Source organism: Paenibacillus sp. CCS19, assembly GCF_033239625.1.
Lineage (GTDB): Bacteria > Bacillota > Bacilli > Paenibacillales > Paenibacillaceae > Paenibacillus_T.
On sequence record NZ_BTCK01000043.1, the window covers coordinates 14,438 to 38,008 of the forward strand.

The 23,571-nt window shown below is 51.7% G+C and carries 21 protein-coding genes; 5 read left to right on the top strand and 16 right to left on the bottom strand.

The window, feature by feature from the left end:
- Positions 1–97: 97 nt before the first annotated feature.
- The 3 genes from SBI19_RS23415 to moaA are packed head-to-tail and all read right to left on the bottom strand — an operon-like array spanning position 98 to position 3,156.
- Positions 98–1,555, bottom strand: coding sequence for a bifunctional metallophosphatase/5'-nucleotidase (locus SBI19_RS23415; RefSeq protein WP_317971944.1), 1,458 nt, complete (start codon positions 1,553–1,555; stop codon positions 98–100).
- Positions 1,556–1,581: 26 nt separating this feature from the next.
- Positions 1,582–2,103: a hypothetical protein gene (locus tag SBI19_RS23420; RefSeq protein ID WP_317971945.1), complete on the bottom strand. Its 522-nt coding sequence runs from the start codon at positions 2,101–2,103 to the stop codon at positions 1,582–1,584.
- Positions 2,104–2,154: 51 nt separating this feature from the next.
- Positions 2,155–3,156 (bottom strand): GTP 3',8-cyclase MoaA, encoded by a 1,002-nt coding sequence (gene moaA / locus SBI19_RS23425; protein ID WP_317971946.1) that lies wholly within the window; start codon positions 3,154–3,156, stop codon positions 2,155–2,157.
- Between the two features lie 121 nt (positions 3,157–3,277).
- On the opposite strand from moaA, the gene SBI19_RS23430 reads away from it, so the two are divergent.
- The 3 genes from SBI19_RS23430 (at position 3,278) to SBI19_RS23440 (ending at position 6,347) form a co-directional block, all read left to right on the top strand.
- On the top strand, positions 3,278–4,027 hold the full coding sequence (locus tag SBI19_RS23430) for a molybdenum cofactor biosynthesis protein (protein WP_317971947.1): 750 nt from the start codon (positions 3,278–3,280) through the stop codon (positions 4,025–4,027).
- Positions 3,970–5,091, top strand: a complete 1,122-nt coding sequence (locus SBI19_RS23435; RefSeq protein ID WP_317971948.1) for a ThiF family adenylyltransferase — start codon at positions 3,970–3,972, stop codon at positions 5,089–5,091. The genes SBI19_RS23430 and SBI19_RS23435 overlap by 58 nt, the downstream gene beginning before the upstream one ends.
- A 179-nt stretch (positions 5,092–5,270) precedes the next feature.
- The gene (locus SBI19_RS23440; RefSeq protein WP_317971949.1) at positions 5,271–6,347 is read left to right on the top strand and encodes an HD-GYP domain-containing protein; all 1,077 of its coding nucleotides are present in this window, start codon (positions 5,271–5,273) and stop codon (positions 6,345–6,347) included.
- A gap of 105 nt (positions 6,348–6,452) precedes the next feature.
- Here the strand turns inward: SBI19_RS23440 and SBI19_RS23445 are convergent, their stop codons facing one another.
- The 12 genes from SBI19_RS23445 to SBI19_RS23500 form a co-directional block, all read right to left on the bottom strand.
- Complete coding sequence (locus SBI19_RS23445; RefSeq protein WP_317971950.1) at positions 6,453–7,934, bottom strand: ABC transporter substrate-binding protein; 1,482 nt, start codon at positions 7,932–7,934, stop codon at positions 6,453–6,455.
- Between the two features lie 137 nt (positions 7,935–8,071).
- Positions 8,072–8,947 (bottom strand): carbohydrate ABC transporter permease, encoded by an 876-nt coding sequence (locus SBI19_RS23450; protein ID WP_317971951.1) that lies wholly within the window; start codon positions 8,945–8,947, stop codon positions 8,072–8,074.
- Between the two features lies 1 nt (position 8,948).
- Positions 8,949–9,878, bottom strand: a complete 930-nt coding sequence (locus SBI19_RS23455) for a carbohydrate ABC transporter permease (protein WP_317971952.1) — start codon at positions 9,876–9,878, stop codon at positions 8,949–8,951.
- A 123-nt stretch (positions 9,879–10,001) separates the two neighbouring features.
- The gene (locus tag SBI19_RS23460) at positions 10,002–11,339 is read right to left on the bottom strand and encodes a response regulator transcription factor (protein WP_317971953.1); all 1,338 of its coding nucleotides are present in this window, start codon (positions 11,337–11,339) and stop codon (positions 10,002–10,004) included.
- Between the two features lie 376 nt (positions 11,340–11,715).
- Positions 11,716–13,533: a cache domain-containing sensor histidine kinase gene (locus SBI19_RS23465; protein WP_317971954.1), complete on the bottom strand. Its 1,818-nt coding sequence runs from the start codon at positions 13,531–13,533 to the stop codon at positions 11,716–11,718.
- Positions 13,534–13,729: 196 nt separating this feature from the next.
- The gene (locus tag SBI19_RS23470) at positions 13,730–14,221 is read right to left on the bottom strand and encodes a hypothetical protein (protein WP_317971955.1); all 492 of its coding nucleotides are present in this window, start codon (positions 14,219–14,221) and stop codon (positions 13,730–13,732) included.
- 688 nt (positions 14,222–14,909) lie between these two features.
- Complete coding sequence (gene sufB / locus SBI19_RS23475; RefSeq protein ID WP_110044647.1) at positions 14,910–16,307, bottom strand: Fe-S cluster assembly protein SufB; 1,398 nt, start codon at positions 16,305–16,307, stop codon at positions 14,910–14,912.
- A gap of 81 nt (positions 16,308–16,388) precedes the next feature.
- Complete coding sequence (gene sufU / locus SBI19_RS23480) at positions 16,389–16,817, bottom strand: Fe-S cluster assembly sulfur transfer protein SufU (RefSeq protein WP_317971956.1); 429 nt, start codon at positions 16,815–16,817, stop codon at positions 16,389–16,391.
- Positions 16,804–18,030, bottom strand: coding sequence for a cysteine desulfurase (locus SBI19_RS23485; RefSeq protein WP_317971957.1), 1,227 nt, complete (start codon positions 18,028–18,030; stop codon positions 16,804–16,806). The genes sufU and SBI19_RS23485 overlap by 14 nt, the downstream gene beginning before the upstream one ends.
- Positions 18,027–19,334 (bottom strand): Fe-S cluster assembly protein SufD, encoded by a 1,308-nt coding sequence (gene sufD, locus SBI19_RS23490; RefSeq protein WP_317971958.1) that lies wholly within the window; start codon positions 19,332–19,334, stop codon positions 18,027–18,029. Before sufD ends, SBI19_RS23485 begins: the two co-directional genes overlap by 4 nt.
- Before the next feature lie 19 nt (positions 19,335–19,353).
- On the bottom strand, positions 19,354–20,133 hold the full coding sequence (sufC, locus tag SBI19_RS23495; protein ID WP_317971959.1) for a Fe-S cluster assembly ATPase SufC: 780 nt from the start codon (positions 20,131–20,133) through the stop codon (positions 19,354–19,356).
- A gap of 249 nt (positions 20,134–20,382) precedes the next feature.
- Positions 20,383–20,970 (bottom strand): DUF1802 family protein, encoded by a 588-nt coding sequence (locus tag SBI19_RS23500; protein ID WP_317971960.1) that lies wholly within the window; start codon positions 20,968–20,970, stop codon positions 20,383–20,385.
- A 296-nt stretch (positions 20,971–21,266) separates the two neighbouring features.
- On the opposite strand from SBI19_RS23500, the gene mtnA reads away from it, so the two are divergent.
- On the top strand, positions 21,267–22,334 hold the full coding sequence (gene mtnA, locus SBI19_RS23505; RefSeq protein WP_317971961.1) for an S-methyl-5-thioribose-1-phosphate isomerase: 1,068 nt from the start codon (positions 21,267–21,269) through the stop codon (positions 22,332–22,334).
- Positions 22,335–22,455: 121 nt separating this feature from the next.
- On the opposite strand, the gene SBI19_RS23510 is transcribed toward mtnA, so the two are convergent.
- On the bottom strand, positions 22,456–22,761 hold the full coding sequence (locus SBI19_RS23510; protein ID WP_317971962.1) for a YunC family protein: 306 nt from the start codon (positions 22,759–22,761) through the stop codon (positions 22,456–22,458).
- Positions 22,762–22,960: 199 nt separating this feature from the next.
- On the opposite strand from SBI19_RS23510, the gene SBI19_RS23515 reads away from it, so the two are divergent.
- The gene (locus tag SBI19_RS23515) at positions 22,961–23,515 is read left to right on the top strand and encodes a hypothetical protein (protein ID WP_317971963.1); all 555 of its coding nucleotides are present in this window, start codon (positions 22,961–22,963) and stop codon (positions 23,513–23,515) included.
- Positions 23,516–23,571 lie beyond the last annotated feature (56 nt).

A 23,571-nucleotide genomic window follows, 5' to 3' on the forward strand; every position in this document is an offset into this window, starting at 1 on the left:
TTAATCGTATAATATATCGTGTTTATCGGTCAGGGACGCCTTGTTGTGAATCGATTTCATAATATTTTTCATCAAAAATCGACTTTTTCTTCGACATTTACGTTGCTGCTCTGCCACGGATAACAAATCGCGCATGCGAAGCGGCTGTAATAGCCGCCGGATTCTGCAATTCCTCCGCCAGAACATCGCGAATAAACTCCGGCAGGAAATAGTGAATATCAGATCCCTGCTTTAGTGATAAATAGCCCACGCCGAACGTGAACATGTCCAGCGTCCCTACGGAATATTCGCGGTCATCGACCAGCGGATCGCCATCCACATAGATCGCGGCTAATTGAAGCTGGCCTTGACGATCATATTCCGCTTCAACGCTCATGCCGTCTACCGCTAACGTGCCCAACACATTGCCCCTGAAGCCGAAACCTCGGATCGGCATCGTTATATATTCGTCGCGCAGCGACTGCTGCAGCGCTTCGCGAATATGCGTGCCGAGCAGTTTCAGCCGGCATGGATTGATTGGAGACGGGCAAATCGCATGCAGATCGCCCGCCGTCACATCGCCGAGCGGCAGTCCAGACAGCAGTTGACCATTGTTCGTGATGCCGATGTCTGCGTTCGTCCAGCGGCGAATGCCTGCAGCGAGCAGATTCGGCAGCTGCGATTCTTGATCCTCTCGCGATAGGATCGGCATCTCTAGCCTAGTGATTACACGCCCCAGCCGCTCCGAAGCCAGCTCTCGGTACTTCGCGATCGCCGCCACTGCATCTGGATGTTCTTCATAAGCGGCAGTAGGCACACATTCTGCACGGAATAAAGGCTTAGATGCCGCTTCATCCCAGCCAATCTCAACGCGTCCAACCCAATCGCCGAACTTGCCAGCGGCGCATATCGTCGTCGAGCCGATGACGAGCGGCTCCTCCAGCAGATGATGCGTATGTCCGCCAAGGATAAGATCAATGCCTTCAAGCTGCTCAGCCATGCGTCTGTCGAATGGCAGGCCGAGATGTGACAATACGACGAGTACATCAACATGCGGCCTAAGCTCAGCGGCCTCCATTCGAACAGCATCGATTGGGTCTGTCACGTCCCAGCCAAGCAGTGTATAGAAATCGGTATATCTAGCCGTTACGCCGATGATGCCAATTCGTAATTTCCCTTTGCGAACGACCGTCGAGGGCGACAACCACTCCGGCCGCTCATGGTCGGAAGTGCGGAACATATTCGCCACAAGCACAGGAAATTTCACGCGATCCCTATAGGCCGCCTCCAGCAAACGAGGCTCGAATGTCAGGCCTTCATTGTTGCCAAGCGTCGCTGCCTCGCAGCCTGCAATGTGCAGAAGCTCGATATTAATCAGTCCATCGCTTCCCTCTGTCTCGACACGCATGCGGTCCATATGATCTCCGATATCAACGGCCAACACCCGGTCGCTTCCATACGTTCGACGGTGCTCTGCGATGACGGTCGCGATCTTTGCTGCATGCTCAAGACGGCTGTGAATATCGTTGCTATGCAGCAGAATCGCTTCTATTGTCCAATCCTGCGTCTCGTTCATGCGTACCTCCTTGCCAAGCGGGCTCGTTAGCTGCCCAACACTTTCTTCTTCCTCAGCTCATCGGCTGACCATTGCTGTTTAAAGCCATATGCCGCTTCATCGCCCAGCGCTTGCTCCGTGCTGATGACGATTCGAACGACATTTTTCACATTCAAACATTTGCTCGTACCGTTCGGAACGTAGAATCGGATTGGCCCAGCCTGTTCCAGCGGACTGCCGTCGTTCTCGGCGAACAACACTGCGGCAGCTTGCAGCTGCGTCCATGGAATTGTTGCCTCGAAGGAATCTGCGGCATACAGCTTCAAATGCGTAGGCTGCGGCAGCTTGGCTTGCGTCGTGTAGGAGAGCAGAAACAACCATTCCTCGAACCACTTCTGCCAGTCGAAAGCAAGACCCGAAGCGCCGGGCACGCGCGTATCGATTGGGAACACTTCCCCAGCCAGCTCCGACATAACGATCGCCGTCCACTGCTCCACTCCGAACTGCTCGTGCTCAATCTCGATGCTTGCGTCCTTCCCAGCATTATTGTACGCTTTCGGCACCATCATGTCAGGATCTCCTTTCGAGATGTAATAAAAAACAGCGCTTGATTATGCGAGCTAACCCCCGATTTGGGACATTCTCCGATCTGTCGGCACATGCGACAGCGCACCGCCCGCTAATGTCGCTGCCATCTCATGGCTTTCCGGCTTCAAGTCCAGCGCCTTGCGCAGCAGTGCATCCATCGCCTCTTCACTGCCAAGCGCTTGACGCACATTCAGCTCCTCCATCCAATAGAGGCATGGCTTCAAATAACCATCCGCCGTCAGCCGCAGTCGATTGCATCGTTTGCAGAATTCGTCGCTGATGGGGTGAATCAATCCGAACGACCCCCGGCCGCCGACGATCTCATAATTGTCAGAAGGACCACTGCCCGACACATCGTCCCGTGAACGATAACGAAGTCCGCGCTCATCCGCCACTTCCAATACACGCGTCAAAGGCAAGTACTGCTTGCGCCAATTCTCATCCGCATGGCCGATCGGCATATATTCGATAAAACGAACATGCAGCGGCTGTTCATAAGCCATCTGCAGAAAATCGCCGATCTCATCCTCGTTAACGCCGCGAAGCAATACGCAGTTGAGCTTGATCGGATCAAACCCGACCCTGCCTGCGGCCTCAATCCCTTCCAGCACGCGCCTCAGCTCGCCGCGCCGGGCGATGAATTTGAAGCGGGCCGAGCTGAGCGTATCGAGACTTATGTTTACGCGATTCAATCCTGCATCACGCAGCGCCTCAGCCTGCTGTGCTAATAGAATGCCATTCGTAGTCATCGAAATATCGGATATGCCAGGAATCGAAGCCAGCATTCGAATGAGCTGGTCAAGATTCTTACGAACAAGCGGCTCCCCGCCTGTAATACGCAGCTTCGTTACGCCGGAGCTGGCTGCTGAACGAACGACCTCCGCAATCTGTTCGAACGACAGCAGATTAGAGGCATCTGTAAATTCGACGCCTTCCTCTGGCATACAGTATACACAGCGCAAGTTGCACCGGTCCGTTACCGATATTCGCAAATAGTTATGCTCCCGTCCAAATCGATCGATCAATAGACTCATTACAGCCACCCCCTGCCCTTACGTTTCACAAACATTTCATTACTTTCTAGCATAACATCTCTATGCCGATTATGATATACTTTACCCATCATTATACCATCGCTATGAGAGGTTTTCTAACATGGAATATAAATGGACGATTCGTTTATTCGCCGGTCTCAATGAACGACTGGGTGCTTCTTCAATCGAACTAAGTGTCCCGCACCCGACACTTTCCGTTATAGAATTGAAAGCGCTCCTAAGTGAACAATATCCGGCTCATCAGCACCTGATCCACTTATGTTTCGTTGCATGCAATCAGACTTATGCAACTGACGAGGCATCCGTCAGCCATTCAGACGAACTCGCTCTGCTTCCTCCGGTTTCGGGTGGAGAGGAACCACCTGCTGACCCAGCGCACCATTCATCGGCGGATGCATTGCCGCTCTATTGGCTGACGGATCAGCCCATCTCGGTCGAGGATGTTACACGACGGGTTATCGCACCTAATCACGGCGCCTCCATCGCATTCGTCGGCACGACGCGCGAATGGACGGAAGGTCAGCGGACCGTACGGCTTGAATATGAAGCTTATGCGCCAATGGCGGTTCGAACGATGGAACAGATAGGAGAAGAAATTGCAGTAAAGTGGAATGGCGCCCGCTGCGCAATTGCTCATCGGACAGGCGTAGTAGATGTAGCGGACATCAGCGTCGTCATTGCCGTCTCTTCCCCGCACCGGGATGAGTGCTATGAAGCAAGCCGTTACGCGATTGAACGGTTGAAGCAGATTGTACCCATCTGGAAGAAGGAAATATGGGAAGACGGATCGGAGTGGAAAGGCCATCAGACGGGCCCATGGAACCCGCTGGCGGATCAGGTGCAGTCATGACCAGCGACCATATCCATCTGAACAAACAGGAAGCCGGATCAAGGTATGTGCGTCAAATGCGATTTGCACCAATCGGCGCAGCCGGACAACAGTCGCTAGGGTCGCGCTCTGCGGTTGTCGTCGGCTTAGGCGCGCTGGGAGCTGTCATCGCATCCCACCTCGTTCGCGGCGGCATTGGCCGGATTCGGCTCATCGACCGTGATATCGTCGAGTACAGCAATCTCCATCGGCAGATGCTCTATACCGAGCAGGATGCCGAGCAGCTGCTTCCGAAGGCCGAAGCTGCGGCAATCCGTCTTCGTGCTGCGAATTCAGAACCTATCATCGAACCAATCGTTACGGAGTTGTCTCCCTCTAATGCGCAGAAGCTATTGGCTGACGCCGATATTATTATGGATGGGACGGACAACTTCTCCGCCCGCTATCTCATGAATGAGGTAAGCGTGAAGCACGGTATCCCGTGGATCTACGGCGGCGCTGTTGGCGGATCCGGCATGTGTACTTCTATTATACCAGGAGAGACCGCTTGCTTCCGCTGTTTATTCCCAGCGCCGCCGGCTGCCGGAGCAGTCGACACATGCGAAACGGCAGGGGTCATTTCTCCTATTATCGATATTATCGGTTCCTTGCAGGCCGCCGAGGCGCTTAAGCTCCTCACAGGTAATGCCGGTGCCGTCAATCAGGGGCTTACTCAAGTCGACGTGTGGAACAGCCAGTGGATGAACATTAAGACGACGCAATCAAGAAGAAGCGACTGCCCCGTATGCGCCAATAGACAGTTCGACGCCCTTGAGAACCATGACAACCATACGGAAACAGCCTCCTTATGCGGCCGCCATACCGTGCAGATTACGCCGCCGCAACCGCTGCAAACCCCACTGCCCCACATCGCCAGCAGACTATCGCATACAGGCGAGATCGAACTGACGCGTTATCTGATGCGGCTCTCGCTCGCTGACAGTGATTATACGTTCATTCTATTCCCGGATGGCCGAGCCCTCGTGCAAGGGACAGATGACCCAATTACGGCACAGCGCATTTATAACGATTTGATCGGAACCTAATGGAACGCCGATACCCTTCGACATAATATGCAATTTCTTTAAGAAATTAAATTAATGTTAAGAAAATATGTATAAAATGTTAGCGTTTTCGCCATTGGTCGACATTCAACTTATTGCCATCAGTAGCAACTATTGATACTATATGACTAGTACATCAAATCTAGTTCAGGGGTGTCATCATGCGGGTACACGTCACCGATTTGAGAGATGGAGACCTCCTCATACGCGATACATTCAACGATTATGGGCTCCATGTTTTATCAAAGGGTACGACTTTACGCAACAAAGAGATCTCCATGCTGTTCCAGCATCAAATCGATTACGTCGATATTGAAATACGATCCTTCGACAAACCTGTACATCCGGCAGCTGAAGGCAGCACTCGCACGATCGAGACTAGTGTAAGCCCGAAATGGATGCCAACTGTTAAGCCTATTTATGAAGATACAATTAAGGGGTTCAAATCGCTGTTCGAGCAAGCGATCAATGAGGGGGTAATTGAAGAACAAGCCGTAAAGGAGACGTTCCAGCCGCTAGTCGATAACTTCCGAATGGAGCGGGACGTCGTTTCTATGCTGCTGCTCTTGAATACGAAGGACGACTATACTTATCAGCACTCCGTGCAGGTGGGCATGTTATCCTTCTATCTTTCGTCATGGATCGGTTACAGTCAGGAAGAAGCCGTTGAGATCGGACAAGCCGGCTTCCTTCACGATATCGGCAAGTGCCGAATCGACAGCACCATTCTGAATAAACCAGGACGACTAACGGATGAAGAGTTCAATGAGATCAAACGTCATCCGGAATACGGCCACGATATCATTAAGAAATCGATGGACAACGAGATTGCTGCAATCGTTGCAGCACAGCATCATGAACGCAATGATGGCAGCGGTTACCCGCTCGGCTTGAAGGATGAGCAAATTCATCCCATCGCCAAAATCGTTTCCGTTGTCGATGTGTACAGCGCGATGATATCCATGCGCGTCTATCGCGAGAAGCGCGACCTGCTTCAGGTCCTTCGCGAGATCTATCGCATGAGCTTCAAGGAACTCGATGCCAAGACGGCTCATACGTTCATCAAGCATATGATCCCGAACTTCATCGGCAAACGCGCAACGCTCGATAATGGCAAGACCGGCGTCATCGTTATGACACATCCGACGGAGTTCTTCCGGCCGCTCATCCAGATTGATGATGAATTCGTCGATCTGACGATCATTCGCGACGTTGATGTGAAAGAAATCATTTTATAACCATTCGTACTAGTGAGGCGTTCCGCATCGGTGGGGCGCCTTTCTTGTGTCTTTAGGACAACACAAAGACGACCGCTCCATCGAGCGGTCGTCTCCATCTTTAACCTATTTCACTTCGATCTTGCTGAAATATTTGTCCTGCATGTTCTTCGCCGCTTCGTCCAGCTTCGCCTTCAGATCGACGCCTTTCTTCGAGAACACTTGTTGAACGACATTCGTCATCTCCGCATAGTAATCCTGCGTATTGTATTGCGCTTCTGGCTGCCCATCCAGCAGGGCATTCGACTCTGGTGCATATTTGTATACGTTGTCGTACTTATCGAAGATCGCTTGAACCTTTTGTCCATAGTCGGAATCTTCACGGAAGTAGTTCATTTGTGGCGGAATGAAATATTTGTTCTGCGCTTTACGCGCTTGGATATCCTTCTCGACCGAAGCAAGCCAGTCATCGGAGAAGTAATCGAACGTAATGTAACGGAATGCGGCTTCTTGCTCGACTTTGCTAGCATTCGGATTGATGACAAGATAGTCGCCGCCCAGAATGCCATAATGCTTGCCTCCTGCTTGGAATGCAGGCATTGGGAACGTCAGAACATCCTCCGGCTTCATGCCGCCTTGGTTCAACGCTTCCTCAAGCGGACCTTCAGCACCTGCAATGACCATCGCCGTTCTGCCTTGCGTGAACGCGCCTACAGCGTCGCCCCAGCCAAGCGCCCAGTCCTTCGGAATGGCATTCGCATCCCAGCGCAGTTTCTCGTACAGCTCCAGCGCTTTAACGCCTGCATCCGAGTTGAATGCTGCCGTTACTTTGCCGCCGTCCGTGCTAATGATTTGACCGCCCGCTTCGAATAAGAAGTTGGTCCAGTTCCAGCCTGCTTCGTTGCCTTTGCCCATCGGCGCAATGCCGGCAATGCCTTTCGCCGGGTCAGCGACAGCCTTAGCCGTGTTGACCATGTCATCCCAAGTCCAGTCGTACGAAGGAATGGCTACGCCCTTCTCATCCAGCATCTTTTTGTTCACGACCGTACTTGTCGAGTAACCCTTCTGAACGACGCCATACACTTTGCCATCTACGATGAACTGACTTTGCAGCGTCGGGTTAATTTGATCTTTATTCTCGTAATTGTTCCACAAGTCGGTGATGTCAGCCGCCCAGCCGCGCTCGATCAGGAACTTCGCTTCCGTAGCGAATGTATTGAAGATCGTTGGCGCTTCGTTCGATGCCATCTTGATGCCAATCTCATCTACTTTATAATGCCAATCGCTCTTCTCAATCGTAATGTTCGGGTATTTCTCGGTGAAGCGGCGGATCTTATCATCTTCCAACTTACGGTTTTCTACCTGATCCGGCGTCGGATAATAGATGCTGATCGTCGCCTTCTCATTCAGGAACGGGTCTTGCGCCGCTGGTTCGTCAGTTGTACCCGCCGTGTCCGTCTTCGTGCCTGCGTTGTCTGTCGTGCCGGTCGCGCTCGTGTCTTCCTTCGTCGTTTCCTTCTTGTCGGTACCGCCGTCGCCGCATGCTGCGAGGATGGATGTAGACAACGCTAGACATGCCATGACTGTCATGAGCTTACGCTTACGCATAGATACTCCCCTTTTCTAGACGCTTAAGTTTTCCTTACGCATTCATCATATCGCTTGCAAACGCTTCACACGATGTGCGTCGTTATGCCGATCATGTGTGGTTCTACGCTGTTGCAGATCGCCTAATGTGTGCAATATTACCCTTTGACCCCGCCTAGATTAAGTCCGCGCATAATAAAACGCTGGAAGACGAGGAACACAACGATCGGCGGCAGCATGACCATGAACAATATCGCGAATCGAATATTCAGACCGAGACCGCGTGCGCTTATGACGTACTTATAGATGGCTGTCGAGAGCGGATACTTGCTGTCATTGTGCATGACAAGCGATGGCCAGAACCAGTCGTTCCATGCGGTTGAGAAGACGAAAATCGCCAGCGTTGCAATGATTGGAATGGACAGCGGCAGCGCCAGCCCTGCGAAGCAGCGCCACTCGGATGCGCCATCCATACGAGCTGCCTCGAACATCTCTTGGTGAAGGCCGTCGAAGAAGTTCTTGAGCAGAAGCAGGTTGAACGCACTTGCACCGGCCGGCAGCCAGAATGCAGCGAATGTGTTGATCAAGCCGAAGTCTTTCAAATTCAAGAAGTTAGGAATCAGATACGTTGTCGGCGGAATGAACAGCGTAATAAGAAAGAACATGCTGATCATTCTAGCCTTCGGCACATGAAGCTTGGACAAGCTGAATGCCGCAAGTCCAAGCACCCCGACTGTCACCACCATGTTGCCGACGAAAATAAACATCGTGTTGCGCAGGAATATCGGCAAATCGATGTAATTCCAGGCCTGCTTTAAGTTGCTCCAATGCCAGCCCTCATTCGGCAAGAAGGTCGGCGGGAAACTGTTGACTTCCGTGTTCGTCTTGAATGCATTGAACATCGCAACAAGAACCGGGTAGATCATGGAGCAAGCCATCACAATGACGCCCACGAGCATGGTGACATATACCGTCCGGTTAAAAGGCTTCCTCAGATCATAACGGGACAAGATGCCGCGTTCTTCTAGTTTCATCCTAGTTGTCCCCCTTATGCTGAAGCCGGAATTGGATAATGGCAAGCACGCTCAATACGATGAACATGAGCACGCCCATCGCGGAAGCAACGCCGAGTTCGAGCCGGGTTGTCGCGTATTTGACAATGAGCAGCGCATACGTCAGCGTAGCATTGTTCGGACCGCCGTCCAGCATCGCCAGCTGTGATTGGAAGCCTTGCGAAGTGCCGATCAGCTGAAGCAGCAGCATAAGCAAAATCAAGCTTTTGATCGAAGGCAGTGTAATGTGACGAATCCGCATCCAGACGCCCGCCCCGTCGATCTCCGCCGCTTCATACCAGTCGCGCGGAACGCTTAAGATCGCCGCTAGATAGAGCAGCATCGCTGCACCGAATTGCTGCCACGTCTCCATGAAGACGAGCGAGATCATTGACCAGCCGGTGTCGGTCATGAAGGAGATGCCTTCACCGCCGACCGTCTTCGTGATAGCTGCATTGATCGGTCCAACCGGATCGTAGAACCAGCGCCATAATCCGTATAGAACCACGACTGGAATAACGTTCGGCAAATAAGCTGCGACGCGCAGAATGCCTTGGAATCTCCGAACCTCAGAGATCGAGATGGCGAATACGATCGGCACCCAGAAGCCCATTACGAGTGCCAGTCCCATGTAATAGAGCGTGTTTCGAATGGAAGTCCCTACATCGGAATCATGGAATACCGTCTTATAGTTGTCGAATCCGACGAACGTGTTCCCTTTGACAAAATCGACATTGTAGAAGCTGTAGAAGAAACCTTTGATAATGGGCAGCCATAGAAATAATGCAAAAATAAGAAGGGCGGGCAGTAGAAACAGATATCCCCAAAGATGCTTCTTCAGGATCTGTCCGATGCCCGTCCTCCGTTCTCCGATCGCCCCTTGCTGCCGCTGCGGAGCTGCTGTTTGATCCATCTTACGTCCCCCTCATTCCCCTGTAGCAAGTAGTTTGCTCCTTCATTGTAGAGAAAGCGCCGCCTGCTGCACATGTGCGTATCTATTGGAATGATGAGTGATTTTACGTGGGTGGATGCAAGGTTATTTTTTCAGCTCGCTGGGGCTGATGCCGTAATACTTTTTAAATATTTTGCTAAAATGTTCCGGCGACTCGTATCCGACCCGCTCGGCAATTTCGTATCTGCGCATATCCGTCTCGAGCAGCAGACGGCGGCTCTCCTCCATCCGCAGCTTCATGACATATTCCCACAGGTTCATGCCATTCGTTTTCTTGAACAGATAACTGAGATAATTCGGGCTCACATGGTTGTTCTGCGCCACTTCATGCAAGGTCAGCCCTTTCTGAGCGTAATTGCGGTCGATGTACGCCTTCGCGCCTTCCGCAATCCGATTGTGTTGCGCGTGGAGTTCATCCTCGGAAGTCTCTTCTTTCGTATACAAGCTTTCGTGAAAATCTCCATAATAGAAGACATCATGATCCGGGTGCCGCTCGCTCCACTGCAGCGCTTGCATGGCCTGCTTATTCAGCAGAACAAGGCTCTGCAGGCCGTTTGCGATCTGGCTAATGCTGACGATGGTCGTCAGCCCGAGATATCGTTTCATGCTTCGGTGCAAGCTTCTACCGATCATGTCGAGTTGATCGAGCTTACTTACGGATGTGTTCTCGTACGATTCCTCGTCCCACTGGATTACGATGCTCAGCTCATCAGCTCCGGAATAGAACACGACAGATTTGCGCTCGGTCTCGGCAAGCAGCTCGGCCGTTATGTTAAGTGCCGCGTAGCGCAGCAGCTGAGCATCCCGCTCCGATGGCGGATTGTTGGATGCAATCGCAGAGCGCGGGAGCAGTCTTAACTTGAGTACGGCAAAGTAGGGTCCGCCCAGCCCGATGCCAAGCTTATGCAGCTCGGCAGCCGATGGCTTCATGGAATTGACATCCTCGCTGAGCAAATTGTTCAGCAGTGCCGTCTGAAGAGCGGATGGCTCCTCCACTCGGAACGAATCGCGCAGCGTGTCGATCGTTTCCTCACGCGACTTCGAACGCTTCTCGAGCTTCAGCAGCGCATTGCGGACAGAATCAAGCAGTTGTACGCCATCAAGCGGCTTGATCAGGTAGTCTTTCGCTCCAAGCCGCATGGCAAGCTGAGCGTATTGGAACGTTTCATGGGCCGAGATGACAATGGTCTGAATCCAAGGGCGAACGAGCTTCGCTTGATGCATAAGTTCAATCCCGCTCATCGCCCCCATCTGGATGTCGGTGATGAGCAGGTCGATATCTTCCATTCGTATATAGTCAAGCGCCTCATAGCCGTTATGAGCGACATAGATCGCTTCGATGCCGATCCCTGACGATGCGAGCAGGCTGTTTAGTCCTTGGCCGATCAACGGCTCGTCGTCGACAATTAGTATGCGGTGCATAAGACAGCCTCCTTTTTTTTGTAGGTGACAAAATATTAGTGCTTCGCATTGGCGCTGCGCGACAGTAACATGCATGATTGCTTCGCATTGACGCTGCGCGACAGCGTCATTCCTACGATCGCTGTTGTATCCAGATTGTTCTGATTAGAGTAGATCAGAAGTGGTAACAATCCGGATACAAAGGCGAACTACAAGCTTTTCGGAGAAAAGCTGCTTCGGAAGCAAGTACTTCGCTTCTACGGAATGACGCTGCCGCTTCGCTTCTTGACTCGCCGTTGACGGGATTTAAAAGATTGGGCTGTTGCCTGCTTTAGATTTTGCAGGCAACTGCTGATATAGTGAGTGATGCTTCGCATGGACGCTGCGCGACAGCCCGTTAGCTTTCTTCCTCCGGCGCTTCGGTGACGGCGGGCATGGTGAGGCGGGCGATTGTTCCCCCGCCTTCGCGGCGGCGGTAGTTCAGGCCGTAAGCTGTGCCAAAATGCAGCTGAATCCGCTGCTGGATATTACGAATGCCATACCCGGAATGTTCGCCTGAACCGTTGCCGGCTATCATGCGCTCAATCGCACCTGTGTCGACCTCTTTGTAGCCATTATCTTCGATTTGGATGATGATCGCGCTATTCTCAATACGAATATCAATCCCGATTTCCCCGTCTTCGCCCATATGCTTGATGCCGTGAATGATCGCGTTCTCGATAAGCGGCTGCAGCGTGATTTTCGGGATGAGATAAGGAAGCGCCTCATCAGGTATGCGCCAGTCGACATTGAAAGTGAAGGCATATCGATGCTGCTGCAGCTTGATATAAGCGCCTGCATGCTCCAGCTCTTCTCCGATCGTAATCAACTCGCGGCCGCGGCTTAAGCTGATACGCATCAGTTTGGACAAATCCTTGATCATCTCGGCAGATTCCGAACGGCCTTCGATCGTGCTTTTCCAATAGATGCTTTCCAGCGTGTTGTAGAGCAGATGCGGATTGATCTGCTGATAGAGCATTTGAAGCTGCGTTTCCTTCTGTTTAATCTCCATTTGATACTTATCTTTAATCAGCATGTTCAGACGTCGCGCCATATCGTAAAGTGAGGACATCAGAATACCAATCTCATCCCTTCTATCCTTGGCAGGCGTTCCTGGTACAAGCTTGCCTGGCTCATAGGAGCGTGAGAACGAAGCCATTTTCTGAAGCGGTTTCATGAGAGAACGCCAGAAATAAGTCATAACGACACAGCATAACGCCAGATAGATAATCGACAGCACCTGAATAATCCGTTTAAATTCAGTCTGTTGTTTGAGCAGCGGCTGCTTCGGAATATTGTAGACGAGCTCCCGCCCATCATTGCCGAACGTGGACACATAGATGCTGTCCGCTTCAATGAGATGAATCGATCTGCCCGGACCGCTCTGCTGCTGCAATTCCAGCGGCACGGTAAGCTGCGTTCCAAGTCGACCTGCCTCATTCGAGGCGAGAATCGTTCCCTGTCCATCTGTAAAATACACATTGCCGCCTTCCGGCAAGTCTACCGAATTGATCGATAATCCAATCTGGTCCTCCATATTGGTGGCTACAAGTACACCGATGACGTTGTTTCCGCTGCTCGTATCCCGCACGGCACGAATATAGGCCAGCGTCTTCGACCTCGGCGCCATCTGCACCATGCTGTCGATGACCTTCATATAACCTTCACCCTTGCGCTGCACCGCTTCTTCATACCAGACAGGTGGAGCCTGCTCCTTCGTGAAGAAATATACACCGCTCGCAGCCATTTGCCGTTTAGGCGCGAATTCGTATAAGTCATTGGGGTCATACACGTAGAAGGAATACGCAATCGTGCTGGAGCCATCGGCTGTCGTCGAATAGTTGGACAACATGATATCCGCTGCCGAATACTTGCGCACCCGATCGATTACCTCACTGCCTGCCGATAAATCCGTCCGCAGCTGCTGTGTGATTGGATTCGCGATAATCGTTGATGTGATTTTGCTAATCGTATCAATATCCCTGCTGATTAATGACAAGTTCTGCTTACTCGTCTCCGCATAAGCACTGGTCACGTTCCTAGTCATAATCTCCTCTGCCTTAGCACTCCCATATACCTGAAGAATAAGAATCGGAATGACCATCACGAGCAGCAGCAGCAGCAACTGACGGTTCACGCTGAACCTGGTTAATGGATTCCAACTGTATTTGCCCAAATGCAAGTTCCCCCTCCGGCTGATACTTATACGATACCAATTCTCGCGTACGATACAATGGCTAATGCTATTCAAATGAGGTGTTATGTTAAGCACTAATGCTCTCATTCTATCATTATAACTAGTTCTTTCGGCAGTAAAAAAAGCTTGCTCCATCAGTTCTCTAACTGATGGAGCAAGCTTATTCGTCCACGTATCAATTCGTTTGAGTGTCTCTAGCTTTAGGCATAAACCAATCATCTCGGTCGAACTGCTCCCTAAGATGATCCTGAGTCTCAACAGCCTGCCCATAGTTCGTCCCCGTCACAATGTACAAGGAATCCTTCTGGTTCCCACCGATCCAATCCGCACCGGTTACGATGTTGATCTGCTCGAAATCATCATCGAAATAGATCACACCATAAAATGTAGTCACATGTGGAGCAGCTGCAGCTGAATACAAAAGCCCTCCCATATTTACACCGTTGCTATGCTTCATGATATGAATCTTGTTCTGCCAATCCTTAGTTGTAGCCTCAATCCCATCAATAACGAAGCTGCCCTCAAAATAATGCTGCTTGAATAGCGGTTTATGCAGCTTCCCTTGTACACGTATCGTTGTCGTCTCAACCGAATCCGCACTATCATTCGTAATAATTACCGATGCCGTCTCTACATCGATCTTCTTCGACGCTTGCATTTTGTACAAATAGACTCCCACTCCAACCAGGCAGATAACCACAAACAAACTTATAGCAGTAATAACCGTCTTCCTCGTTATGACTTTCCCCTCCTAATCAACTAATTCACATTCCTGAATATGGAATATATACGCACCTTTACATGCAAAGTTGCTTCTAAGAGCCCCGAGCCGTCTCTAGGCAAGGGGCTTCACGCTGCCCACCGCAGGTGAAAAGGCATCATCCGCGAAGCGAAAAAGTCACGCGGCAATAGCCTCGCGTGACCGAACGCGAAGCGGTCCCCCATTTTCCCACCCTCATTGAAATTCCAAGCCCCGAGCCGTCTCTAGGCAAGGGGCTTCACGCTGCCCACCGCAGGTGAACCGGCAGCATCCGCGAAGCGAAACAAGCCTTCGAAGCATCACCTAGCGAAGCGGCGGCAATCATGATGGAGAAGCGGAGCGCTCGCCTTTGTCAACCGGATTGTAACCGATAAAGAATTTATAAGATCAGAACAATCTGGGGACAACAGCGATCGGAATCATGATGCCGCCGCGCAGCGGCCAATGTTTTCATGCTCTTGCCTCTTTCATGTCTTTCATGTCTTTCATGTCCTTCATGTCTTTCACGCCTTTTAAGCTCTTCACGCTTCCACTCCTGCGAAAACGCAGCAAAAAGCCCCTCGCCGATATTAGCGAGGGGCTTGGTATTGCAATGTTAACCGATCGAACCTTCCATCTCGAACTTAATGAGACGGTTCATCTCGACCGCGTACTCCATCGGCAGTTCTTTCGTGAACGGTTCGATGAAGCCCATAACGATCATTTGCGTTGCTTCGTCTTCCGTCAGACCGCGGCTCATCAGGTAGAAGAGTTGATCCTCGGACACCTTCGATACAGTCGCTTCATGCTCGAGCGTGATGTTGTCGTTCATGATCTCGTTGTACGGGATCGTATCCGACGTCGACTCGTTGTCGAGGATGAGCGTATCGCATTTGATGTTTGCTTTGGAGCCTTCGGAGTTGCGTCCGAACGAAGCGAGACCGCGGTACGTTACTTTACCGCCGTGCTTCGAGATCGACTTCGACACGATCGTCGACGTCGTATCCGGTGCCAGGTGGATCATCTTAGCGCCTGCGTCTTGGTGCTGGCCTTTGCCTGCTACTGCGATCGACAATACCATGCCTTTCGCGCCGCGGCCTTTGAGCACGACTGCAGGGTATTTCATCGTCAGCTTGGAGCCGATGTTGCCGTCGACCCACTCCATCGTTGCATTCTCTTCAGCAACGGCGCGCTTCGTAACGAGGTTGTAGATGTTTGGTGCCCAGTTCTGAATCGTCGTGTAACGAACGCGAGCGTCCTTCTTCACGATGATCTCAACGACTGCGGAGTGCAGCGAGTTCGTGCTGTATACAGGAGCTGTACAGCCCTCTACATAGTGTACGAAGCTGCCTTCGTCAGCGATGATGAGCGTACGCTCGAACTGACCCATGTTCTCCGAGTTGATACGGAAGTAAGCTTGCAGCGGGATTTCGCACTGCACGCCTTTCGGTACATAGATGAAGCTGCCGCCCGACCATACTGCGCTGTTAAGCGCTGCGAACTTGTTGTCCGCTGGCGGGATGACCGTACCGAAGTACTCTTGGAACAGCTCTGGATGCTCGCGAAGCGCCGTGTCCGTATCCGTAAAGATAACGCCTTGCTTCGCAAGATCCTCTTGCATGCTGTGGTAAACGACCTCGGACTCGTATTGAGCCGATACGCCGGCAAGGAACTTCTGCTCTGCTTCTGGAATACCGAGCTTATCGAACGTTTCCTTGATTTCAGCCGGAACTTCTTCCCACGTTTTGCCCTGTTTCTCGGATGGCTTAACATAGTATTGGATGTCGTTGAAGTCAAGATCGTCCATGTTGCCGCCCCATTGCGGCATTGGCATTTTGTTGAATTGCTCAAGCGATTTCAGGCGGAAGTTCAACATGAACTCAGGTTCGCCTTTCATCTCCGAGATAGTGCGAACGATCTCAGGCGTCAATCCTTTACCGGATTGGAAAATCGCCTTGTGCTCGTCGCGAAAGCCATATTTGTACTCTTCCATTTCTGGCATACTCTTTGCCATGGCAGTCACGCCTCCTTATGAAGTGGATCTGTATAGGAATACTCGACCTGTTATCGAGCGTGGTGGACAATTCAGATGAATCTATGATTGCTGCTGCTGCTCAATTCCTTTGCGAAGCGCGTTCCACGAAAGTGTTGCGCACTTGATGCGTGCAGGGAATTTGTTCACACCAGACAGTGCCTCAATATCTTCAAGCTCCTCGAATTCAACCGATTCGCCTTTCATGAGAGCGGAGAAACGTTCAGCAAGCTCAAGCGCTTGCTCGTACGTCCTGCCCTTCACGGCTTCGGTCATCATCGAGGCGGACGACAAGCTGATCGAACAGCCTTCGCCGCTGAACTTCGCATCGATGACTTTGCCGTCTTCAACCTGTAGCTGGAGCGCAATGCGATCGCCGCATGTCGGGTTGTTAAGGTTAATCGTTACCGATTCGTTGTCCAAGGTTCCCCGGTTTCTCGGGTTCTTATAGTGATCCATGATCACTCTGCGATACAAATCATCCAATTGCATGGCCGAAAAACTCCTTTGTCCGCTGCAGCGAAGCTGCAAGCCGGTCAATCTCTTCTTCGGTATTGTATAGATAGAAGCTTGCCCGCGCCGTCGAGCTTACATTCAGCCAGCGCATAAGCGGCTGGCAGCAGTGATGGCCTGCCCGCACCGCGATTCCTTCGGAATCAAGCGCGGTTGCCACGTCATGCGGATGAACGTCATCCAGGTTGAATGTGACCAGCCCGACACGGCCTTCCTTCGGTCCATAGATCGTAATACCGTCGATCGCCGACAGTTGCTCGTAAGCATAGGCTGCAAGCTTTTGCTCATGATGATGAATATGGTCCAGCCCGATCTCTTCAAGAAAATCAATCGCCGCCGCAAGTCCGATCGCACCGGCAATGATTGGCGTACCACCTTCGAAGCGAGTCGGCACATCCTTCCAAGTCGATTCGTACAGCTCAACGAAATCAATCATCTCGCCGCCGTATTCGATCGGCTCCATGCGGCTGAGAATCGCCTTCTTGCCGTACAGCGCGCCGATACCGGTAGGACCGCACATTTTGTGCGCGGAGAATGCGTAGAAATCGCAATCAAGGTCTTGCACATCCACCTTCAGATGCGGCGTGCTCTGCGCACCGTCAACGACCATTACAGCGCCATTGCGATGAGCGATCGCAGCAACTTCCTTCACTGGATTGATGACGCCCAGCACGTTCGAAGCATATGTCATCGAGACGACTTTCGTGCGGCTCGTAACCGTCGCTTCTACATCAGCAAGGCTAATGGTACCGTCAGGCTGAAGCGGAATGTACTTGAGCGTCGCGCCGGTTGCTTTCGCAGCCTGTTGCCAAGGAATCAAATTGCTGTGGTGCTCCATTGGCGTAATCACGATCTCGTCGCCTTCGCCGCATACCGAACGGGCATAGCTGCTCGCAACAAGGTTAATCGCTGCCGTCGTACCACGTGTGAACACAATTTCCTCTTCGCTCGATGCGTTCAGAAAAGCAGCCACTTTCGCACGTGCGGCTTCATATCCTTCAGTCGCACGCGAGCCCAGTGTATGCACACCACGGTGAACGTTCGCGTTATCCCACTCATAATAACGTTTTACCGCATCAATGACGGAACGCGGCTTCTGTGAAGTCGCCGCGCTGTCCAGGTAAACGAGCGAATGCCCGTTTATCTCTTGATGCAATATCGGGAATTGTTCCCGTATCGCATTTACATTCATGCTTCCAGCTTCCTTTCGAGCAGACGCTGCAGCTGCTCACGGACGGCGTCAATCGGAATTTCCGATACGACAGGCGCCAAGAAACCGTAAATAATGAGCCGTTCAGCATCAATCTTGGCAATGCCTCGGGACATCAGATAGTAAACTTGCTCCGGATTCACTTGACCAACGCTCGCTGCGTGGCCAGCCGTTACATCATCTTCATCGATGAGAAGAATCGGGTTCGCGTCACCGCGCGATTTAGGGCTGAGCATAAGAACTTTCTCTGTCTGCTCGCCGTTCGCTTTCGTTGCGCCCTTCTCGATCTTCGTAATGCCGTTGATGATTGCCGTTGCTTCTTCACGCATAACCGCACGCGTAATCATCTGGCTGTCCGTGCTCTTGCCCCAGTGAACGGCTTGCGTCGTCAGGGACAGCTTCTGCTTCTTCGAGCCGATGCTGATGACTTTGGAATCGGAAGACGAACCGCGGCCGTTAAGAACCGACTTCGTATCCGAAAGCGTGTTGCCATCGTTCAGGTCGCCGATAATCCATTCTACGCGTGCATCGTTGTCAAGCGCTGCGCGGCGGATCGAAATATCGACTACTTCTTCGCCCATGCTGTGAATGGAAGCGAAGCTTACTTTGGCGCCAGCTTTAGCAACAACTTCAACCACACCGTGGTGGATGGCTGCAACTTGTGCTGCGCTGCCCGTCGTGATGACGTTGTCTACGTACGTTACACGGCTGTTCGACTCGGCAACGATCAGAACATGCGGCGCGAACGTCGCTTCTGCATCGTCATTGTACAGCACCGCTTGAAGCGGAAGCTCTACTTCAACGTTCTTCGGCACGTATACGAATACGCCGCCGTTCCAGAGCGCGCTGTGAAGCGCCGACAATTTATCTTCATTGCTCGCTACGACCGTATGCAGGTACTGTTGTACGATTGCACCGTGCTCGCGAGCAGCTGTTTCGAGATCTGTAAAAATAACGCCTTGCGCCTTCAGTTCATCCGACAACGTACTGAATACCGCGCCAGATCCACGCGTAATGAGAAGACCCGATTGCGACTCCGGCACGAATGCTTGGATGTCTTCGGACAGCTCTGCTGCACTGTTAACAGGCTGAGCTGCTTTGTATTGACCGTACGCCGACAGGTTCCAGCGATCGATTCTCGTTTTCTCTACTTTCGGTAGTTCCAGTGTCTCCACCAGTTCTGCTGCTTCGGCGCGTTTGGCCGTCAGCCATTCTGGCTCTCCCTTGCTGCGCGACAACGCTTCGGCTGCTTGCCGGTTTACGGGAGTCGATAATTGAATACTCATGCTCGATATCCCCCTCCGATTAAGCTTGGCCTACTGTTTCGTCCACGATGCCGAGTTCTTCTTTCACCCAATCATAACCTTCGTTCTCCAGGCGCTCTGCCAATTCAGGACCGCCGGATTTCACGATGCGGCCTTGCATCATAACGTGCACGAAGTCTGGCTTGATGTAGTTAAGCAGACGTTGGTAGTGCGTGATAACGAGGAAGCCGCGGTCTTCGGAACGCATAGCGTTAACGCCGTTCGATACGATTCTCAGCGCATCGATATCAAGACCGGAGTCGATTTCGTCAAGAATGACGAGTTTCGGATCGAGCAGCATCATTTGAAGAATTTCGTTACGTTTCTTCTCGCCGCCGGAGAAGCCTTCGTTCAGGTAACGATGAGCAAACTCTGTGTTCATCTCGAGTTCTTTCATCTTGCTTTCCATTTGACGGATGAACTTGATGAGGGAGATCTCATTGCCTTCTTCACGGCGCGCGTTGATTGCGCTGCGCAGGAAGTCGGAGTTCGTTACGCCCGTAATTTCGCTTGGATATTGCATGGCAAGGAACATGCCTGCACGTGCGCGCTCGTCAACTTCCATCTCGAGGATGTCTTCGCCGTTCAGATGCGCCGTACCGCCTGTTACTTCATATTTCGGATGGCCCATGAGCGCCGATGCGAGCGTCGATTTACCCGTACCGTTCGGACCCATGATCGCATGGATCTCGCCACCTTTAATTTCTAGATTAATGCCCTTCAATATTTCCTTACCTTCAACCGACGCTTTCAGGTCGTTGATGATGAATTGTGTCGACATACAAGCCGCTCCTTCCAAATAGGTGAAATGTATCTTCTAGTTATGGGGGTCCACTCACTAGCCAGATCATGGCTGAAGCGGGTCAAACGTCCCGTAAGTGTAGCGTTGTTCTCCTCATAACATACAAGCATTCATGATTCTCACTGATTCTCAATAATTATTTTATTATAAGTCTTGTTACAAATCAATGTGCGATTCATGGAGGGAACCTGAGCGTTTGATGAAGAACCTCAGCACGAGCTATATACGTTACCCTTGTAAACGTTCCACGATTCTATTAACCTTCTCCGCGAAGTCCGTATCACTCAACACAGGCGTCATGCCTACCTCTGGTACTCCGTCCTCAAGCGTCACCCATGACTTACAACCCGTATAAGCGGGCTGCATCGGAACCGTAATCGGGCGATCAAGCTTGTACACACGCAGCAGCAGTACGTGAAGCGGGTTTTTCTTCTTCCACTTCAATCGTTCCTCTGCGAACGTCTCCGTCCATATATGCTCGCCAAAAACGCGCTCCAGCGTTTCGCTGTCGTATACCTCGATGTCTTGGGCTACCTCGGCGTAAGCTTCGAGCGTCATCGTCTCCGCTTCCTTGGACCATCCTTCCAGCGTCCCGGCGATCCGCCCTTGATAAGGTGCCTTCAGCAGCTCTTCACGCTGGTGCTCGAATGCTGGCATTAAGTAGAAGCTGGGCTTGATAAGCCGGAAATCTCGCGTCTCTTCTACAATGCCGCCTTTGCGCATGACCATAATCAGTTCGCCCTCAGCCAACGATCGAACCGTCACCGCCCACTCCTTGAGCGCGACCGGTTGATTCAATTGCTCTTGCTCGCTCATTGTATGTATTCCCCCCTGACCTATCCATTCATACCGTCACAACGGCGGTCTAATTGTCCAACCTTCATTATAACAAGAAGAGGTTCCAACGCGAAATATATTTCAGTATACTAAGTGGAGTTGCGTCTAGACATGGATTTATCCGACAAATATATGCACAACGAGCCGAGGGTTTCGCGGTATTCATGCCCTTACTGGAATCCCCCCTATGAACGAGGAAATTAACGGAAGGTATGGAATGCGCCACCCGATTGCTCGAACTAATATTCGATATACATGGAAAGAAGGTTACAAGCATGACTGCTGCTTCAACTTACGCAGGACTTCAGCCCGTTATTTGGGCCACCACACATCTCGACCTTCTCGATCAACGCCTTCTCCCGGGAGAAGTTACTTACCTTGAACTCCATACCGCGCAAAGCGTATGGGATGCGATCAAACATCTAGCCGTTCGCGGTGCGCCAGCGATCGGGATTGCGGCAGCGTACGGCGTTGTACTGGGCTCGCGTGAAGCAGCAGGCACCCCAGAGCAATGGCTCGCATCGGTCAATCAAACTGCCGAGCATCTTGCAACCTCCCGTCCGACTGCCGTCAATCTATTCTGGGCACTTGATCGGATGAAGGCGCTTGCTGCCTCTCTCGTTGCCGAAGGCGCATCGCTTGAGCAGTGCAAGCTGGCGCTGCTCGACGATGCGATCGCGATCCAGAGCGAAGACGAAGAAACATGCCGCCTCATCGGCGTACATGCACTCGAGCTGTTCGAGGATGGCATGGGCGTTCTGACGCACTGCAATGCCGGCGGATTGGCAACGGCTAAGTACGGAACAGCGCTTGCGCCATTTTATCTGGCACAGGAGAAAGGGATGACGCTCAAAGTGTTCGCGGACGAGACGCGGCCTGTTCTGCAGGGTGCTCGCCTTACAGCGTTCGAGCTGCATCAAGCCGGTGTAGATGTAACACTGATCTGCGACAACATGGCAGGCATGGTGATGTCCAAGGGCTGGATCAACGCCGTTATCGTCGGTACGGACCGCGTCGCGGCTAACGGCGATGTCGCTAACAAAATCGGTACATACAGTGTTGCAATTCTTGCTAAGGCACACGGCATTCCTTTCTATGTCGCTTGTCCACTGTCTACGATCGACTTGAATACGCCAAGCGGCGACCTTATTCCGATCGAAGAGCGACACGCCGAAGAGATCACCGAAGGGTTCGGCAAACGGACAGCGCCAGAAGGCGTCAAAGTGTTCAACCCCGCATTCGATGTTACGCCTAACGAGCTGGTAACGGCCATAATAACGGAGAAGGGCATAATAAGAGCGCCTTACAACGTGAACCTTCAGAAGCTGTTTCAACACGAATAATCGATGCTGCGAAAAACAATTCAATCCACATAAAAGCCTCTGTTTCAGGCGGTCGGATCACTCCGGTCGTCCTGATTCAGAGGCTTTATTCATCTCCACCTTATGCCACTCTCGCCTTCGTTCAAACTAACAGCTTCAGCGCTTCTCGGCCGCTCATTCCGGCATGAATGCCGATCTGCTCCGCATGCGTCGTCACCGATTCGAGCGGCGCTTCCATCAGCTGCTCCAACGTACGAACGCCGACTGCACGGCCTGCCAGAATGCCGCGATCCGCAAGATCGCGGTTCAAAAGACCTACGTCCAAAGCCCCGCACATAATGTATCCTTTATCCGTCATCCAGGCTAACAGCGTCGTCTTCGGTAGCTTAACTTCAATGCCGACGACAGTCTGGCCGTTATCCAATTCATAGGGAACCATGCGCATCATTGGTGTCCCGTTCCCCTCCTCCAGCGTGGCAATTGCTTAGATGTGCCAACTTTCTTCCGCACGTATTCACTATATGCATCGGTTCATGACTGGTGCGAGACGATAATATGATGCAAGAATGCTTGTTCGCGCCAAGCTCAATCTGATATAGTAGTAACGTTCACATATCATTAATAATCAAGTTAGGCCGGAGGACCTCATGATTCCAACGAATAAGGGTCAACAGACACATCTGTTTCAAGTCGAAATACTCGTCGAAGGCGAAACGAACGCTAAAGCGATGGAACAATTGCTGCATGTCTTGAATAATGGAGGGTTCCCAGACTTCCGAGTGCTGTCTGGTAGTGCATTAGGACTACTTATTGATGCCATGCGGGAACAGCATCAGAATGAACAGCAAAGGCCAATAACATCGACGCCAGCACCACAGAAGCAATCCAGAACAGTTTCCTCATCGGAGCCTGCTAAGGCTATCTCCAATCCAGGAAATGCGTCCGACCGCAAGTCCAAGCCGCCATCAACGCCAACGCTTAGCACAAGTCCATTCGCTTCGATTGCAGCACAATTTCGAGAATATATGGACAAGAACAAGCTGATTCGTTTGAAGGTGAACAAAGGTCTTGGGGTTTCGCTCAGCATCCCCGGAAGAATCATTAACTTGGACGAAGCTACCGAACTGTTAACGGTCTACCATGTGGATGAGAAGCAAGTATACACATTCAAGCTCAATGAAATTGACGACTTCTCTGTATAAAATAATAACCGCGCAGATGTCTGCCGCTCGTTCAACAGACATCTTCACAAATAAAA

What these genes read in the sequence shown, in the direction of transcription:
- SBI19_RS23415 (WP_317971944.1), bottom strand. Translation starts at nt 1,555, where the DNA reads ATGAACGAGACGCAGGATTGGACAATAGAAGCGATTCTGCTGCATAGC.
- SBI19_RS23420 (WP_317971945.1), bottom strand. Translation starts at nt 2,103, where the DNA reads ATGATGGTGCCGAAAGCGTACAATAATGCTGGGAAGGACGCAAGCATC.
- moaA (WP_317971946.1), bottom strand. Translation starts at nt 3,156, where the DNA reads ATGAGTCTATTGATCGATCGATTTGGACGGGAGCATAACTATTTGCGA.
- SBI19_RS23430 (WP_317971947.1), top strand. Translation starts at nt 3,278, where the DNA reads ATGGAATATAAATGGACGATTCGTTTATTCGCCGGTCTCAATGAACGA.
- SBI19_RS23440 (WP_317971949.1), top strand. Translation starts at nt 5,271, where the DNA reads ATGCGGGTACACGTCACCGATTTGAGAGATGGAGACCTCCTCATACGC.
- SBI19_RS23445 (WP_317971950.1), bottom strand. Translation starts at nt 7,934, where the DNA reads ATGCGTAAGCGTAAGCTCATGACAGTCATGGCATGTCTAGCGTTGTCT.
- SBI19_RS23450 (WP_317971951.1), bottom strand. Translation starts at nt 8,947, where the DNA reads ATGAAACTAGAAGAACGCGGCATCTTGTCCCGTTATGATCTGAGGAAG.
- SBI19_RS23455 (WP_317971952.1), bottom strand. Translation starts at nt 9,878, where the DNA reads ATGGATCAAACAGCAGCTCCGCAGCGGCAGCAAGGGGCGATCGGAGAA.
- SBI19_RS23460 (WP_317971953.1), bottom strand. Translation starts at nt 11,339, where the DNA reads ATGCACCGCATACTAATTGTCGACGACGAGCCGTTGATCGGCCAAGGA.
- sufB (WP_110044647.1), bottom strand. Translation starts at nt 16,307, where the DNA reads ATGGCAAAGAGTATGCCAGAAATGGAAGAGTACAAATATGGCTTTCGC.
- sufU (WP_317971956.1), bottom strand. Translation starts at nt 16,817, where the DNA reads ATGCAATTGGATGATTTGTATCGCAGAGTGATCATGGATCACTATAAG.
- SBI19_RS23485 (WP_317971957.1), bottom strand. Translation starts at nt 18,030, where the DNA reads ATGAATGTAAATGCGATACGGGAACAATTCCCGATATTGCATCAAGAG.
- sufD (WP_317971958.1), bottom strand. Translation starts at nt 19,334, where the DNA reads ATGAGTATTCAATTATCGACTCCCGTAAACCGGCAAGCAGCCGAAGCG.
- sufC (WP_317971959.1), bottom strand. Translation starts at nt 20,133, where the DNA reads ATGTCGACACAATTCATCATCAACGACCTGAAAGCGTCGGTTGAAGGT.
- SBI19_RS23500 (WP_317971960.1), bottom strand. Translation starts at nt 20,970, where the DNA reads ATGAGCGAGCAAGAGCAATTGAATCAACCGGTCGCGCTCAAGGAGTGG.
- mtnA (WP_317971961.1), top strand. Translation starts at nt 21,267, where the DNA reads ATGACTGCTGCTTCAACTTACGCAGGACTTCAGCCCGTTATTTGGGCC.
- SBI19_RS23510 (WP_317971962.1), bottom strand. Translation starts at nt 22,761, where the DNA reads ATGATGCGCATGGTTCCCTATGAATTGGATAACGGCCAGACTGTCGTC.
- SBI19_RS23515 (WP_317971963.1), top strand. Translation starts at nt 22,961, where the DNA reads ATGATTCCAACGAATAAGGGTCAACAGACACATCTGTTTCAAGTCGAA.